15 protein-coding genes are annotated in these 16,256 nt (G+C 73.8%); 9 read left to right on the top strand and 6 right to left on the bottom strand.

Features of this window, described 5'->3' with window-relative positions; genetic code table 11:
- Positions 1 to 4: 4 nt before the first annotated feature.
- The 4 genes from ACZ4UB_RS10645 to ACZ4UB_RS10630 all read left to right on the top strand — a co-directional run bounded on the left by ACZ4UB_RS10645 (position 5) and on the right by ACZ4UB_RS10630 (position 3,890).
- Entirely contained in the window at positions 5 to 754 is a 750-nt protein-coding gene (locus ACZ4UB_RS10645) for a glycosyltransferase family 2 protein (protein WP_468069691.1), read from the top strand.
- Positions 751 to 1,431, top strand: coding sequence for a TIGR04282 family arsenosugar biosynthesis glycosyltransferase (locus tag ACZ4UB_RS10640; protein ID WP_468069689.1), 681 nt, complete (start codon positions 751 to 753; stop codon positions 1,429 to 1,431). The genes ACZ4UB_RS10645 and ACZ4UB_RS10640 overlap by 4 nt, the downstream gene beginning before the upstream one ends.
- Entirely contained in the window at positions 1,428 to 2,150 is a 723-nt protein-coding gene (locus ACZ4UB_RS10635) for a class I SAM-dependent methyltransferase (protein ID WP_468069687.1), read from the top strand. Before ACZ4UB_RS10640 ends, ACZ4UB_RS10635 begins: the two co-directional genes overlap by 4 nt.
- 72 nt (positions 2,151 to 2,222) lie before the next feature.
- Complete coding sequence (locus ACZ4UB_RS10630; RefSeq protein WP_468069686.1) at positions 2,223 to 3,890, top strand: GMC oxidoreductase; 1,668 nt, start codon at positions 2,223 to 2,225, stop codon at positions 3,888 to 3,890.
- Between the two features lie 115 nt (positions 3,891 to 4,005).
- On the opposite strand, the gene ACZ4UB_RS10625 is transcribed toward ACZ4UB_RS10630, so the two are convergent.
- The 4 genes from ACZ4UB_RS10625 to ACZ4UB_RS10610 form a co-directional block, all read right to left on the bottom strand.
- Positions 4,006 to 4,485 (bottom strand): carboxymuconolactone decarboxylase family protein, encoded by a 480-nt coding sequence (locus ACZ4UB_RS10625; RefSeq protein WP_468069946.1) that lies wholly within the window; start codon positions 4,483 to 4,485, stop codon positions 4,006 to 4,008.
- Between the two features lie 68 nt (positions 4,486 to 4,553).
- Positions 4,554 to 5,633 (bottom strand): NAD(P)H-dependent amine dehydrogenase family protein, encoded by a 1,080-nt coding sequence (locus tag ACZ4UB_RS10620; RefSeq protein WP_468069685.1) that lies wholly within the window; start codon positions 5,631 to 5,633, stop codon positions 4,554 to 4,556.
- A gap of 65 nt (positions 5,634 to 5,698) precedes the next feature.
- A complete protein-coding gene (locus tag ACZ4UB_RS10615; RefSeq protein WP_468069684.1) occupies positions 5,699 to 6,208 on the bottom strand; it encodes a hypothetical protein in 510 nt (169 codons plus the stop codon).
- Positions 6,208 to 7,368 (bottom strand): molybdopterin-dependent oxidoreductase, encoded by a 1,161-nt coding sequence (locus tag ACZ4UB_RS10610; protein WP_468069682.1) that lies wholly within the window; start codon positions 7,366 to 7,368, stop codon positions 6,208 to 6,210. The genes ACZ4UB_RS10615 and ACZ4UB_RS10610 overlap by 1 nt, the downstream gene beginning before the upstream one ends.
- A 112-nt stretch (positions 7,369 to 7,480) precedes the next feature.
- On the opposite strand from ACZ4UB_RS10610, the gene ACZ4UB_RS10605 reads away from it, so the two are divergent.
- Positions 7,481 to 8,980 carry a glycosyltransferase 87 family protein gene (locus ACZ4UB_RS10605; protein WP_468069680.1) on the top strand — a complete coding sequence of 500 codons (1,500 nt, stop codon included), beginning with the start codon at positions 7,481 to 7,483 and terminating at the stop codon, positions 8,978 to 8,980.
- On the opposite strand, the gene ACZ4UB_RS10600 is transcribed toward ACZ4UB_RS10605, so the two are convergent.
- A complete protein-coding gene (locus tag ACZ4UB_RS10600) occupies positions 8,902 to 9,984 on the bottom strand; it encodes a magnesium and cobalt transport protein CorA (protein ID WP_468069945.1) in 1,083 nt (360 codons plus the stop codon). The genes ACZ4UB_RS10605 and ACZ4UB_RS10600 overlap by 79 nt on opposite strands.
- 201 nt (positions 9,985 to 10,185) lie before the next feature.
- Between ACZ4UB_RS10600 and ACZ4UB_RS10595 the strand changes: the two genes are divergently transcribed.
- Positions 10,186 to 10,665, top strand: coding sequence for a peroxiredoxin (locus tag ACZ4UB_RS10595; RefSeq protein WP_468069679.1), 480 nt, complete (start codon positions 10,186 to 10,188; stop codon positions 10,663 to 10,665).
- 131 nt (positions 10,666 to 10,796) lie between these two features.
- Complete coding sequence (locus tag ACZ4UB_RS10590; RefSeq protein WP_468069677.1) at positions 10,797 to 12,644, top strand: serine/threonine-protein kinase; 1,848 nt, start codon at positions 10,797 to 10,799, stop codon at positions 12,642 to 12,644.
- A 14-nt stretch (positions 12,645 to 12,658) separates the two neighbouring features.
- Here the strand turns inward: ACZ4UB_RS10590 and ACZ4UB_RS10585 are convergent, their stop codons facing one another.
- Complete coding sequence (locus tag ACZ4UB_RS10585; RefSeq protein ID WP_468069676.1) at positions 12,659 to 14,182, bottom strand: MFS transporter; 1,524 nt, start codon at positions 14,180 to 14,182, stop codon at positions 12,659 to 12,661.
- Between the two features lie 212 nt (positions 14,183 to 14,394).
- On the opposite strand from ACZ4UB_RS10585, the gene ACZ4UB_RS10580 reads away from it, so the two are divergent.
- The gene (locus tag ACZ4UB_RS10580; protein WP_468069675.1) at positions 14,395 to 15,567 is read left to right on the top strand and encodes a copper resistance D family protein; all 1,173 of its coding nucleotides are present in this window, start codon (positions 14,395 to 14,397) and stop codon (positions 15,565 to 15,567) included.
- 166 nt (positions 15,568 to 15,733) lie between these two features.
- Positions 15,734 to 16,150, top strand: a complete 417-nt coding sequence (locus ACZ4UB_RS10575) for a TOBE domain-containing protein (RefSeq protein ID WP_468069674.1) — start codon at positions 15,734 to 15,736, stop codon at positions 16,148 to 16,150.
- Positions 16,151 to 16,256: the final 106 nt, after the last annotated feature.

Here is a 16,256-nt window from a genome sequence, read left to right as displayed (position 1 = left end):
TACGGTGAAACGCGTGACAGCAGACTCAGCAATCCACGATCCCGTACGCCCGGATTCCCCGTCCGTCGACGTCGTCCTGCCCTGCCTGAACGAGGCCGAGGCGCTGCCCTGGGTCCTGGCCCGCATCCCGACCGGGTGGCGGGCCCTGGTCGTGGACAACGGTTCCACCGACGGTTCCGCCGAGATCGCCCGCGCGCTCGGCGCCACGGTGGTGACCGAGTCCCGGCGCGGTTTCGGCGCCGCCTGCCACGCCGGGCTGCTGGCCGCGCGGGCGGACGTCGTCTGCTTCTGCGACTGCGACGCCTCCCTCGATCCGGGGCTGTTGGCGGAGTTCGTCGCCACCGTCGCGGCCGGCCGGGCGGACCTGGTGCTCGGGCGGCGCCGCCCGAGCCGCGGCGCCTGGCCGCTGCACGCGCGGGCCGGGAACCTGGCGCTGGCCCGGCTGCTGCGCCGGCGGACCGGGCTGGACCTGCGCGACCTGGGGCCCATGCGGGCCGCACGGCGGGCGGACCTGCTCGCTCTGGAGCTGAGCGACCGGCGCAGCGGCTACCCGCTGCAGATGGTGGTCCGGGCGGCCGACGCGGGCTGGCGGGTCCGGGAGGTGGACGTGCCGTACCTGACGCGCGCGGGGAAGTCGAAGGTGACCGGGACCTGGCGGGGCACCTGGCAGGCGGTGCACGACATGAGCCGCGTCCTGGCGCAGCCGCCGCTCACCACCACTGCGGCCGGCGCTGCGGCCGGGGGTGCACGATGACCGGGCGGACCGGAGGGACCGGGCAGTCCGCGACCACCCTGCTCGTGATCGCCAAGGAGCCGCTGCCGGGGCGGGTGAAGACCCGGCTCACCCCGCCGTTCAGCCCCGCCGGGGCCGCCTGCCTCGCCGAGGCCGCGCTCGCCGACACCCTGGACGTCGTGGCCAGGGCCCCGGCCGCGCGGCGGGTGCTGGTGCTGGACGGGCGGCCGGGGCCGTGGCTGCCGGCCGGTTTCGAGGTGGTCGCGCAGTGCGCCGGGACGCTGGACGAGCGGCTCGCGGCCGCCTTCGCGGGATGCGCCGGTCCCGCGCTGCTGATCGGCATGGACACGCCCCAGGTCACGCCGGAGCTGCTGGCCCGCGCGAGCGGTCCGCGGGCCTGGGCGACGTACGACGCCTGGTTCGGACCGGCGCTCGACGGCGGCTTCTGGGCCCTCGGGCTGGCCGTACCGGATCCGCGGCTGCTGCGCGGCGTCCCGATGTCCGTTCCCGAGACGGGCGCCGCGCAGTACGAGCGGTTGCGCGCGGCCGGGCTGCGGGTGGGGCTGCTGCCCGAGCTGCGCGACGTGGACGACGCCGAGGACGCCCGGCTGGTGGCGGCCGCCGCGCCGCGGGGTCGGTTCGCCGCCGCGCACGAGGAACTGACCGCGACGACGCCGGCCCCGGCGGTCCGGCGGTGAGCGCCGTCGACACCGCGGCCACGGGCACCGCCCCGGCGGCCACCTGGACCGCGGACCCCTATACCCGCGCCCTGCGCAGCGGCCGCGGCCCGCTCTTCCTGCGGCGCGGGGACGGCTGGCTGCTGCCGCTGGACGTGGAGCGCTGGTGCGAGGGCCCCGATCCGGCGGACCGGACGGTGCTGGACCGCTGTCGCGGCTCGGCCCTGGACATCGGCTGCGGGCCGGGCCGGCTCGTCGCGGCGCTCGCCGCACGGGGCCACCGGGCGCTGGGCATCGACGTGAGCCCGGAGGCGGTGGCCCGGACCAACCGCTCGGGCGGGGCGGCGCTGCACCGCTCGGTCTTCGAGCCGCTGCCCGGGGAGGGTCGTTGGGACACGGCCCTGCTCATCGACGGGAACATCGGCATCGGCGGCGATCCGGCCGCGCTGCTGGGGCGCCTCGCGCGGGTGACCGCCCCCGGTGGCGCGCTGATCGTCGAGTGCGCGGCGGGCGCCGGGCCGGCGCCGGACGCGCTCGACGAGCGGTACGTGGTGCGGGTCGACGACGGCCGGGGCGCGGTCGGCGCGCCGTTCCCGTGGGCCCGGGTCGGCGCCGCGGCACTGGGCGCGCACGCCCGGGCGACGGGCTGGGTCGTGGCGGAGCGGTGGACGGCCGACGCCCGGACCTTCGTGCGGCTGCGGCCGGGGCTCCAGGGGGTCCATCGACCGCAAGTTACTTAGACGTATCTAGTGACTCTTCACGCAAGCGACAGTAGAACTTGTTCTCACTCCGCCGAGAGTGAGGAAGATCACATGAGCGATTCCGCCATGCCCGACAAGGGGTCCAAGGGCTTTTCACGCCGCGGGTTCATCGCAGGAACAGGTTCTATTCTAGGGGCGATGGCCGTAGCCGGTCGAGCCAACGCGGCGCAGGTGCGCGGCGCCGCGTCGAACGCCTCCACCGCGACGGTCTCCGCCGCCCCGATCGCCGACGGGGCCCACGTCCCCGCCCTGGTGATCGGCACCGGCTACGGCGGCTCCGTCGCCGCGCTGCGGCTCGCCCAAGCGGGCGTCGACGTACAGATGATCGAGATGGGCATGGCCTGGGACACCCCCGGGCCGGACGGCAAGATCTTCTGCAACACGCTCAGCCCCGACCAGCGTTCGTACTGGCTGCGCACCAGGACCAAGGCGCCGCTGAACTACTTCCTCGGGTTCCCCATCGACAAGGACATCCCCAAGTACACCGGCATCCTGGACGCCGAGGACTTCGCGGGGATCACGGTCTACCAGGGCCGCGGCGTCGGCGGCGGGTCGCTGGTCAACGGCGGCATGGCGGTCACGCCCAAGCGCGAGAACTTCGGCGCCGTGCTCCCGTCGGTGGACGCCGACGAGATGTACAACACCTACTACCCGCGCGCCAACGCCGGTCTCGGGGTGGGCCTGGTGGACCCGGCCTGGTTCGACACCGTGGACTGCTACCAGTTCGCCCGGGTCGGCCGCAAGCACGCCCAGCGCTCCAACTTCCCCTTCGTCTTCGTGCCCGACGTGTACGACTGGGACTACATGAAGAAGGAGGCGGCCGGGACCGCCACCAAGTCGGCGCTGGACGGGGAGATCCTCTACGGCAACAACAACGGCAAGAAGTCCCTCCAGAAGACCTACATCGCGGCCGCGAAGGCCACCGGCAAGGTCTCCATCACCCCGCTCCACAAGGTCACCACCGTCTCCCCCTCGGCCGGTGGCGGCTACACCGTCGTCATGCAGCAGCTCAACACCACCGGCGACGCCGTCGCCACCAAGAGCGTGACCGCGGACAAGGTCTTCTTCGCCGCGGGCAGCGTCGGCACCAGCAAGCTGCTCGTCAAGCTCAAGGCCACCGGCCTGCTGCCGAACCTCAACGACGAGATCGGCAAGGGCTGGGGCGACAACGGCAACGTCATGTGCGGCCGCGCCAACCACATGTGGGACCCGACGGGCAAGCTCCAGGCCACCATCCCCTGCGGCGGCATCGACAACTGGGCCGCGGGCGGGGCGTTCGCCGAGGTGGCGCCGCTGCCGACGGGCATCGAGACGTACGCCTCCTTCTACCTGTCCATCACCAAGAACCCCCACCGCGCCCAGTTCACGTACAACGCGGGCACCGGGAACGTGGACCTGGACTGGCAGACGGCCTGGAAGCAGCCGGCCATCGACATGGCCAAGACCATCTTCGACAAGATCAACTCGAAGGAGGGGACGATCTACCGGACCGACCTCTTCGGCACCTACAAGATCTGGGGCGACCACCTCACGTACCACCCGCTCGGCGGGGCCATCCTGAACAAGGCCACCGACAACTACGGGCGGTTGCACGGGCACCCGGGCCTGTACGTCATCGACGGAGCGCTGATCCCCGGCAACACCAGCGTCAACCCGTTCGTGACGATCACCGCGCTCGCCGAGCGCAACATCGAGAAGATCATCGCCACGGACCTGTGACCTGGGCGGACGCGCAACGGGTGCGGGGCCGACCGGACGCCACCGGTCGGCCCCGCACCTCGTGCGCGTCACGGTCGGTTCGACTTCCGCGTCACGGTCGGCTCGGCTTCCGGCGTCACTGACCGGGCAGCATGCAGACGCTGTCGAGCCCGAGCACGTGGTTGAGCCGGCCGAAGGCCAACCACGAACCGATGCTCATGCTCAGCTCCACGATCTCGACCTGGGTGTACCGCGCCTTCATCCGGACCCAGAACTCCTCGTCGAGCCCGTGGTGGTCGAGGGTGTAGCGCTCGGCGTACTCGGCGGCCAGCCGGGTCCGCTCGTCGAAGGCGTCCGTCGTGCGCCACTCGGCGACCGCGTCGGGGAACGCGTCCTCGACCTTCTCGCCGTCCCGGTCGGTCCGCCAGTCGAGGCAGAAGACGCAGCCGTTGATCTGCGCCACGCGCAGCCGGGCCGCCTCGAACTCCCGTAGTCCCAGGGTGGTGTGGGCGTAGACCGAGAGCGAGAAGTTCGCGGCGGCCATCCCGATGCCGGGGACCATGTCGCCCCAGACGTACTCGATCGGGTGCTGGCCCGCGGGGATGTCGATCCGCAGGCCGGTCATGGACCCGGTGGAGGCCGGGTCGTCCGTGGTGTTCGCCTCGTCGGTGGTGTCGGTGGCGGTCATGGGTGCTTCCTTCCGAGTTTGCCGACTGCCGGGCGCAGCGGCACGTCGAGCGCGTCGTAGAGGCCGGGTTCGGCGGCGGCGAGCCAGTCGATGGCGCCCACCAGCCGTCCCACGGCGGTGGCGTTGCCTCCCGCCGAGCGGTTGTCGCCCTCGTCGGTGCATTCGACCGTGACCTCGATGCGGGGGCGGCCCTCGATGACCACGCGGTGGGCTCCGGAGCCGTCGGGGGGCGTGGGCCAGTCCGGGGCGCAGGACGCGTGGATCCGGGTGACGTGCTCGATGACGATGCGGGCCTCGCCCTCGACGATCCCCTGCACCTCGAAGCGGATGGCGCCCTGGGTGCCCGCCTCGAACTCCCCCATCGTGGCGGTCCGTACGGTCTCGTCGAGCGCGCGGCGCTCGGAGGTCTCGCGGATCTCGTCGAGTTCGACGCCGAGGGCGCGGGCCATCATGCGGATCTGCCCGCCCCACACCATGGTGGGGATCGACGGCATGAGCATCATCGGCTCGAAGTCCATGGGGTGGCCCATGCCGATGAGGTGGCGGACCGAGTCCGGCTGGTCGTAGGTGGAGTAGTCGAATATCTCCTGGCAGCGGATCACGTCGACGGTGGAGCCGAGTCCGCTGATCAGCAGGGGCAGTACGTCGTTGCCCCAGCCGGGGTCGACGCCCGAGGCGAAGAGCGAGCCGCCGCCCTCGGCGATCGCGGCGAGCACCGGATCGCGGAACTCGGGCGGGGCGCCGCGGTGGTCGTACAGCGGGTAGAGGGCGGGGCTGACGACGACCGCGCCCGAGCGGACCGCCCGGACGATGTCGTCGAGCGCCTCGTCGGGGCGGACGTCGCCGGAGGCCGCGTACACGACGGCCCGGTGCCCGGCGGCCAGGACCGACGCGATGTCGTCGGTCGCCGGGACGCCCAAGGCGTAGGTGAGCCCGGCCAGTTCGCCCGCGTCGCGGCCGACCTTGTCGGGGTTGTGGACGAGTACTGCGGCGAGTTCGAGGGCCGGGTGGGCCTCGACGGCACGGATGGCCGCGCGGCCGACGTTGCCGGTACCCCAGACAACCGTGGAAATCATGCGCGGAGGGTAGCGAGCGGGCCTGCAGGTTCCTAGTGCCACGACCCCGAAAACTAGAACCGGGTTCAGTCCTGGGGTGTCGTGTCCTCCCGTGGTGGTGTCGCGTCCTTGCGCCGCGCTGTCGTTTCCGTGCGCGGGGGCGGCGGGTCGCCCCCGCGCGCGCGACCCGCCGCCATCAGACCCACCAGGGCGGCTGCAGCGAGGACCAGCACGGCGCCGAGCACGATCAGCAGGTTGCGCCCGTACGGCAGCGGCAGCGCCGACGGGTTGGGCGGCGCGCCGGGGCGCAGCAACAGCGGCAGGGTGACGAGGACGAGCGCTCCCCCGGTCAACAGGGCGGCCCGTACGAGCCCCCGCGCGCCGGCGGACCATCGCGCGGCCCGGGCCCCGGCGGCCAGGAGCAGCCCGATCGCGAGGACGAGCGGGGCGATGACCGCGTCGTGCAGGACGAGGCCGCCGCCGAGCCAGACCAGCACGTCCCAGGGGTCGGGCAGGGCGAAGACCTGCCGGACCCCGACGGCGACGAGCAGCAGCCCGACCCCTCCGAGCACGTACCGCGGCGCGTTCCGGGGCATCACAGCACCTCCAAGCGGGCGACCCACTTGGTCTGGAGCACACCGGGCCGGTTCGGCGCGATGATCCGGGCCGGGAAGCCGTGATCGGGCGAGAGCGGCTCCCCGCCCAGGGTCAGGGCCAGCAGGGTCAGCGGGTCCCGGGCGTAGGTCCGTCCCATCTCCATGACCCGGTACGCGCCGCCCGTCTCCAGCGAGGTGACCCGTACGGCGGCGCCGGGCGGGGCCCCGGCCCGGTCCAACAGGTCCCGGATCCGCACGCCGCCCCAGAGCGCCTCCACGCTCCAGCCCTCGACGCAGGCGATCGGCAGCCGGGCCTCGACCTGGGGCAGGGCCAGGAGTTGGGCGTGCGTCAGGCTGTAGGGGAGGGGCCCGAGCACCTCCAGCCGCCAGTCGCGCAGCGCCGCCTCCCCCACCCCGGCGGCCGCCGCCGTGCGGTTGACCGGCAGCCCCTGCGGCCCGTGCCGGGGGTGGCGGGGGGCGAGCAGGTCCAGGCGCGCGAGCGGGGTGACGGACTGCCCCACGGTGGTCAGGGTGACCGCGCCGACCGCCGCGCCGAGCCCGAGCATCAGCGCGCGCCGGTCGGGGCCGTCCTGCGCGGGCAGTGCGAGGGTCCCGGGCGAGCGGCGGCCCCAATGGGCCCTGATCTCGGGCGCCTTGACGGCGACGTGCAGCAGGATCGAGCCGGCGGCCACCCAGGCGACGGCGAAGTGCACCGGTACGAACGAGAACGGCCAGGGGTACCACTCGGCGATGTTGAGCAGCCCGCTGAAGACCTCGAAGACGGCGGAGGCGACGAGCAGCGCCACCGAGAGCCGCTCCAGCGCGTGCCGCACCGAACGCACCGGCGGCCAGACGAACAACCGCGGGTAGACCGCCCACAGTTTGACGAGCAGCAGCACGATCGCCGCGATCCCCGTGCCCACGTGCAGGCCCTGGCCGACCCGGTACCCCCACACCGGACGGCTCGGCAGCGCGTCCGCCGCCCAGGACGGCGGGTGCTGGAGGTAGTGGCTGATCAGCCCGGTCACGAAGCACACGGCGAAGGCCGCGCCCAACCAGCGCCCGACGGCGGTGGCGGTGCGGGCGTCGTGCAGTCGGCCGGAGAAGGAGGGCGGTCGCGGGAGCGCCGGAAGGAGCCGGCGCCGGGTCGGTGCGGTCATGCCCCCATCACAGCGGCCGAGAGGGCCGCGCGGGGCTTTCGACACCTTACGAAACGCGGACGCCCCGCCCGCCGACCCCCGCCCCGGCCTCCCGCACTGCCAGGCTGGCCGCATGCTCAGCCCCCGCGCCTCCACCGTCCACGAGCCACCGCGACCCGCCCGGCGACCCGCCCGGCCCCACGCCCTCGCCGCCGCCCTGCGCACCACCCTCCCCACCGCGCTCCTGGTCGCGCTCGTGGCGACGCTGGTGGCCACCGTCCGCGAGGACGGCTTCTTCACCGACCAGGCCGCCCTGACCGCCTGGTACGCCGCCGCGTGGGCGCTCTTCGCGGTGGCCGTGGCGGCGCTGCGCGCGGCGCCCGTCCGCGCCGTCGTCCCCCTGCTGCTGGTCGGCGCGGTCGCCGTGGCCGCCACCGGGCTGGTCGCGCCGCCGCGCACCAGTACCGACTCCTTCCGCTACGCCTGGGACGGCCGGGTGCAGGCCACCGGCACCTCCCCCTACGACCACGCCCCGGCCGATCCCGCGCTCCTGCGGCTGCGCGACGACTGGCTGTTCCCGCAGGGCGCCGCCGCGTGCGCCGGGCCGGACCGGGCGGCGCTCTCCGACGGGGTGTGCACGCGCATCAACAGGCCCCGGGTGCACACCATTTACCCGCCGGTGGCGGAGGGCTACTTCCTGCTCGTGCACGCCCTGTCCCCGCCCGGCGTGCGCCACAAGGCCCTCCAGGTGGGCGGTGCCCTGCTGTCCGTCGCCGTGACGGCCTTCCTCCTGCTGATCCTGCGCCGCCGGGGCGCGGACCCGCGCCGCGCCGCCTACTGGGCCTGGTGCCCGGCGGTCCCCGTCGAGGCGGTGAACAACGCGCACGTCGACGTCCTCGCGGTGCTCCTGTCGGTGGCGGCCCTGGGCCTGGTCACCCGCCGCCGGGCGCTGGGCGGAGCCCTGTTCGGCCTGGCCGTGGCGGCGAAGATGCTGCCCGCCGTGCTGCTGCCGGGCGCGCTGTCCGGCGTACGCCGCCCGCGCGAGGCGGCGGCCCTGCTGCTCCCCGCCGCCGCGGTGGTGGCGCTGACGTACCTGCCGTACGTCCTGACCTCCAGCTCCTCCGTCTTCGGCTACCTGGGCGGGTACGCCCGGGAGGAGGGCTACGACGATCCCGCCGCCAAGGGGCGCTACGCCCTGCTGCGGCTGGTCCTCCCGGACTCCTGGTCCCTGCCCGCGGTGGCCGTCGTGCTGCTCGCGGTCGCCGTCCACGTCTGGCGCCGGGGCGACCCGGCCCGCCCCTGGCACGGCTCGCTGCTCCTGACGGGCACGGCGTTCCTGCTGCTCACCCCGGGGTACTCCTGGTACGCGCTGCTACTGATCGCCCTCGTGGCCCTGGACGGCCGCTGGGAATGGCTGCCGACCGCCCTGGCGGGCGCGGCGTCGTACGTCGCCTCCTCCCCCGCGGCCCTCGGCCCCGACACCCCTACCGTGTCCTACGCCCTGGCCGCGGCCACGGCCCTGGTGGTCACGGCGGTGCGGTGGCGGGCGGGGGGTCAGAGCCAGCCGTTGCGGCGGAAGCCCCGGTGGATGACGAAGCAGGACACGGCCATGAGCAGCAGGACCGCCGGGTAGCCGTACGTCCAGTGCAGCTCCGGCATGTGGTCGAAGTTCATGCCGTAGATCCCGCAGACCATGGTGGGCACGGCGACGATCGCCGCCCACGCCGTGATCTTGCGCATGTCCTCGTTCTGGGCGACGGTCACCTGGGCCAGGTGGGCCTGGAGGATCGAGTCGAGCAGGGCCTCGTAGGAGGCGATCTGGTCGGTGGTCCGGGCCAGGTTGTCGGCGGCGTCGCGGAAGTACGGGCGCACCTCGGCCGGGACGGCCGGCATCGGCTCGGTGCCGAGGCGGTGCAGCGGCCGGCCCAACGGGGCCACCGCCCGGCGCAGTTCCAGCAGTTCGCGCTTGAGCTGGTAGATCCGGCCGGCGTCGCCGCGCCCGCTGTGGTCGCTGAACACCGTGCTCTCGACGGAGTCGATGTCGCTCTGGACCGCGTCGGTGACGCAGAGGTAGTCCTCGACCACGTGGTCCACCATGGCGTGCAGCACGGTCGCCGGGCCCAGCGCCAGCTGGTCGGGGTCGCGCTCCAGGGCCTCGCGCAACGGACCGAGGGAGCCGTGGCCGCCGTGCCGCACGGTGATCACGAAGTCGGCGCCGACGAAGGCCATCAGCTCGCCCGTGTCGACCACCTCGCTGGTCTCGGTCAGCCGCTCGTGCTCGACGTAGCGGACCGTCTTGAGGACGGCGAAGAGCGTGTCGTCGTAACGCTGCACCTTGGGCCGGTGGTGCGCGTGGACGGCGTCCTCGACGGCGAGCGGGTGCAGGTCGAAGAGCGCGGCGAGGCCCACGAGTTCCTCCTGGTCCGGCTCGTGCAGGCCGATCCACACGAATCCGTCGCCGTTCTTGCGGACCCGGCGCAGCGCCTCCTCGGCGTCGGCGCAGTCCTCCTGGCGCACGCCGCCCCGGTAGACCACGCAGTTCACCACCGCGGTCCCGAGCGGGGACCTGGCCGGGTGGCTGAGGTCCACGGCGCGCCGGTAGCCACGGCGCACGGCCTTGCGCAGGCTGCTGAACATCGACACGGTACGCACTCCTCTTCGGCGGATCGCCAGATAGTGTCGCATCAGCGCTCCCACCCGCCGACCAGCCCTCTTCCGCGCCCGGGGGCGGTGGCCTTGGGGCTCCTGCCGGCGTCCGCGCGGGGCCGCGTACCGTTGCGCCCGCGGACGACGACGTGGCCGTGCGCGACGTGGCGGGACGATCCGGAGGAGACGGTTGTGGCGGCAGGACCGGAAGTGGGAGCGGTGGTGGGCGACTTCACGCTGCCCGGCGGCGAGCTGGTGGGCGACTCCTTCGAGCGGCGCGACTTCACGCTGAGCGAGCGGCGCGGCGGGCCGGTGGTCCTGGCGTTCTACCCGGGCGACAACACCGCCGTGTGCACGAAGCAGCTGTGCTCCTACTCCAGCGGCTTCGAGGAGTTCGCCGAACTCGGCGCCACGGTCTGGGGGATCAGCCCGCAGGACGTCGACAGCCACGAGGGGTTCGCGCGGCGGCACGGGCTGCGGATGCCGCTGCTCGCGGACGCGGGGCGCGAGATCGCGCGGGCCTTCGGGGTGAGCGCTCCGGGGATCGGGCTGCGCCGGTCGGTCTTCCTGATCGCTCCGGACGGCACTCTGCACTGGAAGCACGTGGCGCTGCTGGGCGCCACGTTCCAGAGCGCCTCGACGCTCGCCCGGCAGCTGGCCGCGTTCGCGTAGTCGGGCGGGGAGCGGGCGGAACCGGGGGCCCGGCCGGGGGAAGGTCGTCCGTCCCGGCGAAACGGCCCCCGCCCGGGCGGTAGCGTGCCCCCTGCGCGTGATGGTGACCGACCGTGGGGGATGGATCCGCTGTGCCTGCCGTACCCGCCGTGCCCGCTCCGGCCACCGCCGTGATGGGACCGCTGCTGCCCGGCGATCCGCCGGCCATCGCCTCGTACCGCCTCGTGGGACGGCTCGGCACGGGCGGCATGGGCGTCGTCTACGCGGCCCTGGACGGCGGCGGCCGCAGGGTCGCGCTCAAGACGGTGCATCCCCAACTCGCCGCCGATCCGCAGTTCCGGGCCCGGTTCCACCGCGAGGTGGGGGTGCTGCGGCGGGTCACCGGGCCGTGCCTGGTCCCCCTCGTCGACGCGGATCCGGACGCCGCCGCGCCGTGGCTGGTCACGACGTACGTACCGGGGCCCACCCTGCACCAGTACGTCGCCGCGCACGGGCCGCTCACGGGGGCCCGGCTGCACCTCCTGGCGGCCGGTACGGCGGCCGCGCTGGCCGCCGTGCACGCGGCCGGCGTGGTGCACCGGGACCTCAAGCCGGCCAACGTGATCCTGTCCCCGGACGGCCCCCGGGTGCTCGACTTCGGCATCGCCCACGTCACGGACGGCACCGCGGTCACCCGTACCGGCGTCATGACCGGAACTCCCGGCTGGATCAGCCCCGAGCAGTACCGCGACGGGTCGGCGGACAGCCGCGGCGACGTCTTCGCCTGGGGCGCGCTCATCGCCGCCGCGGCCACCGGCAGGCCCGTCTTCGGCAGCGGGGCCCCGGACGCGGTGGCCTACCGCGTGCTGCGCGAGGAGCCCGACCTGGCGGGCGTGCCCGAGGAACTGCACGGCGTCCTGGTCGCCTGCCTGGCCAAGGAACCCGGCGAACGGCCGAGGTCCCGGGCCCTGGCGGTGGTCACCGCGCGGCTGTTGGACGGCGCGGCCACGGAGGTGCTGCCGGTGGGCCGCCCCGCCACCACCGCGCCGGCCACCACCGCGCCGGCCACCACTACGCCCGCCCCGGTCGACGACGCCCCGATCGACGACGCGCTGGTCGACGACGCGCTGATCGCGGCCCGTTGGGACGTTCCCTCGATCGAGGACCCCTCCTGGGGCGCGGTCCCGCCCGCCGGCACCGAAGCCGTATCCGCCGCCGGGCGCGGGGTGTGGGTGCGCCGGGGCCTGTTCGTCGCGGCCGCCGCCGCCCTCGGCGGCGTCGTCGGGCTGGGCCTGAGCCTGCTCCCGTCCGGACCGGACGAGCGCGACGACCGCGCCGGGCGGGACACCGCGGCCTCCTCCTCGCGCTCCCCCGACGACGGGCGCGGTACGACGTCGGGCGCCCCCGCGACCTCGCCGCGGAGCCCGGCCGGAACGCCGCCGGCGAGCAGCCCTCCCCCGTCGACCGCCGCTGACCCCGATACCGGCCGTACGGCCGTCCACACCATCGCCCCCTGGTCGGTGGCCGGCGGGGAACCGGCCGAGGGGGTCACGATCACCGCGGAGACCACCGGGTCCTGCTGGACGGTCTCCAGCAAGACCCCGCGCTCCGACGCGTGGCGCTGCATGTCCGCGAGCACCATCCTGGACCCCTGCTTCGCGCCGGGCGACGGGGCCGCCGACGTCCTGCTGTGCCTGGACGGCAACGCCCGTCGCATGCAGCGGCTGATCCTGACGCAGCCGCTCCCGGCGGACTCCTTCCGCCCGCCGGGCAGCCCGGCCCCGACCACCCTGATCATCGAGCTGGCCAACGGCAAGGTCTGCGGCTTCGCCTCCGGCGCCACCTCCGACCTCGCCGGTCGGCGCCTCAACTACTTCTGCGAGGACGGCGGAACGGTCTACGGCGACCCGGACCGCTCCCGCCCGCTCTGGACGGCCGATTACCGCAAGGACCAGAGCCCGACGACGGAGAGCGTCCCGATCAGGGCCGCCTACCAGTAGCCCGGCCGCTCCTTCTAGTGGTTCTCGGTGGGCCGCAGGTCCCGCGGGATCAGCTTCCAGGTGGTGACCGCGGCGATCACCGCGAGGCCGCCGGCCAGGAGGAACGCCGGGGTGATGGCCAGGGTGTAGGCCCGTGAGGCGGCGTCGAGCAGGGCCTGCCCGGCGCTGCCCCCGATCCGCTCCGCGGCGTGCGCGGCCTCGCCCACGGAGGCCCGTACGGCGCTGAGCGTCGAGCCGTCCAGGTCCAGCGCGGGAAGGTTCCCGCGGTAGAGCGCGGCGGCCGTGGAGCCGAGGATGGCCACGCCCATGGCCGAGCCGAGTTCGTAGCAGGTCTCCTCGATGGCGGCCGCGCTGGAGACCTCGTCGGCGGGTGCCGACGACATCAGGGTCACCGAGGCGACCGTGGTGGCGAGGCCCGCGCCCAGACCCATGACGGTCAGGGCCGCGGCGAAGGCGGGGTAGCCGAGGTCCGTGAACTGCTGGAGGCCCCACGGCAGGGCCATGCCCGCGGCCAGCACCACCAGTGCGGCGCCGAGGACGTGCCGGATCGCGAAGCGCTGCATGAGGGCCGGGGCCACCATCGAGGCGCAGATCAGGGCGAGCGGCGCGGGCAGCAGGCGCAGCCCCGCCTCCAGGGGCGTGTAGCCCTGGCCGTACTGGAACCACTGGGTGACCAGGAAGAGGATCGCGCCCATGCCCACCATCGGCAGGAAGATCGCGGTGGCGGCCACGCTGAAGGCCGGCTTGGCGAAGAGCCGGACCTGGAGCAGCGGGTGCTCCACGCGCAGCTGGCGGCGTACGAAGACGGTCAGCGATACGGCGGCGAGGGCGAGCAGCGCCCAGGGCAACGGCTCCGCGACACCGCTCTTGCCCAGCTGCTTGATGCCGCCCGCGAGGGCGAGCATGCCGACGATCGACTGGCCGACGCCCCACCAGTCCCATCGTCCGGCGGCCCGGGGAGAGCGCGATTCGGGCAGGTAGCGCAGTCCGGCCGCGACGATGACCGCGGCGACGGGCAGGTTCAGGAGGAAGGCGGAGTGCCAACCGAAGTCCTGCACGAGCAGGCCGCCGACGACCGGCCCGAAGGCCATGCCGCCGCCGAAGACCGCCGCCCAGACGGCGAGGGCGAAGGCGCGCTCCTTGGCGTCGGTGAAGACGCTGCGCAGGATCGACAGGGTGGACGGCATGATCGCCGCGCCCCCTACGCCGAGCAGCGCGCGGGCGGCGATGACGTGCCAGGCCTCGGTGGAGAAGACGGCGATGAGCGAGGCGACGGCGAAGATGCCGAAGCCCACCATGAGGAGCCGCTTGCGCCCCCACCGGTCGCCGAGGGCGCCCGCGGTGACCAGGAGTCCGGACAGGGCGAGCGCGTAGACGTCGATGATCCACAGCTGCTGGACGGCACCCGGCTGGAGGTCGCCGACGAGCGAGGGGAAGGCCACGTTGAGGATCGTGGTGTCCATCGAGATGAGCAGGAGACTGCCGGAGAGGATCGCGAGCACGATCCAGCGGCGCGGGTCCTGCGTGCGGGTGCGCATGGGGATTCCGTTCACGGTGGTGCGGGGTGGTGGTGGGCAGCGATGGGCCAATCGAGCCCTTCTCGTCCCAAACGATACAAAAATGTCTCATTTGAAGCAAGCGCGACCCATAAGGAACCCCGGAACCCTCCCCTCCGCCAGATAGGTAAAGATTCAACCATGTCCCATTTGCCCCAGGGGCGCACTTGCGAGGTTAGGTTAGCCTTCCCTTTATGCAGCTCCTACAGATGGCCGCCTCGGCCGGCTACACCACGCCTCCGCTCTGGCGCGTCCTCACCAAGGCCGGGTACTTCATCGGCCTGACGGGAGCCATCGGCACCACCGTCACCTACGCCACCTCCGTGCGCCCCGCGCTCCGCGCGCCCTCGACCCGGGGCGGTGACGCGCAGGTCATGGGACGAAGAACCGCGGGATACCTCGCCTGGGCCGGGGTCGTCCTGCTCGTCGCGGGCTACTTCCAGCTCGCCGCACGCCTCGCCCGGGCCGGAAAGGGCATGCCCTTCGGCGACGCCCTCTCACCGGCGCGGATCGCCGACTTCCTCGGCGCACCGGCGGCCAAGGGCGCGTGGGTCGCCCAGGGCGCGATCTACACCGCGCAGAACGTCCTCCTGGCCTTGGCCTCCGCGACCTTGATGGTGCTGTTCCTCCCCCGGGCCCGCCGGCACCTGAACGCGCTGGCCCTGACCGCCCTGCCCCTGAGCCTCGCGGTGACGCTCGTGGGGGCCGTGCCGGCCACCGCGCCCAAGAACTCGGACAAGGTGCTCGACCTCGTCTTCGGCCAGGTCCACATCGTCAGCGGCGTGGTCTGGGTCGGCGGCCTGGCCTTCCTCGCGGCCCTCGCCACCACCCGCGGCCGACTCGGCGAGGGCGCGGGCCCGATGTGGGCGGACGTCTGGCGCCGCTTCTCGCTGGTCGCCCTCGTCTGCGTCGGCGCCGTCCTCACCTCGGGCCTGTGGATGAGCTGGAAGCACGTCGGCGCCATCAGCCAGCTGTGGACGACGACCTACGGCCTCTTCCTCCTGGTCAAGATCCTGCTGGTGCTCGGCATGGTCGCGGCCGGCGGCCTCAACCAGTTCTGGCTGATGCCCCGCATCGCCAAGGCCCGCGCGACGGACGACACCTCCTCGCTCCTGCACCTGACCCTGCGGCACTTCCCCAAGGTCGTCTGGGGCGAGGCCGCCCTCGGGGCCGCCGTCCTGGCCGTGGTCCCCTTCCTCAGCGGCTCCGCCCGCTCCGAGGCGGGCAGCCCGCCCGCCGTCTCGACCGGCAGCATCTTCACCGTGGGCCTGCTGCTCGTCCTCACTCTGGTGGCATCCCTCTACATCACGGCGCGCACCTCAGACGCCTTGGCCCGCCGCACCCCCTCCGCCCCCGCCTCCGCCTGACCCGCAAACAAAGGCCAGCCTCGCCTGACCCATGGGGCGGGGCACGACTCCTGCATGGCCCCGCCAGGGTTCCGCATGGAACGGGGCTTCTCTGGCTAGCGTGATGTCCGTGGCGACCCACGGGGTCGCTTCCCCCATCGACCAGTCAGAGCGAGGCGTTGACTCCATGAGCCTGAGCATCCGCAACCAGATCCCCGGCACCATCACCTCCGTCACGACCGGCGAGGCGATGTCGACGGTGAAGGTGCGCCTGGCCGGCGGGCAGGACATCACCGCCGCGATCACCACCGACGCGGTCAAGGAGCTCGGCTTCGCCGCGGGCACCGCCGTCAGGGCGCTCGTGAAGTCCACCGAGGTCTCCCTCGCCACCGGGCCCGTCGAGGGCATCTCCATCCGCAACCAGATCCCGGGCACCGTCACCGACGTCGCGACCGGTGGCGCCATGGGCTCCGTCAAGGTCTCCGTCGAGGGCGGCGAGCTCACCGCCGCGATCACCAAGGACGCCGTCGAGGCCCTCGGCCTGACCGCCGGCACCTCCGTCGTCGCCCTGATCAAGTCGACCGAGATCTCCCTCTCCGTCTGATCGCACGGCGACGGCACCGGGGGGGGGGGGGGGGGGGGGGGGGGGGGGGGGGGGGGGTCGGGGGGGGGGGGGGGGGGAGGAGGGGGGGGGGGGGGGGGCGCTCTAG

The organism is Streptomyces sp. NPDC028419 (assembly GCF_055565515.1).
Note: the sequence above shows the minus strand (reverse complement) of the source record. Positions and strands in the feature narration are given on the sequence as shown.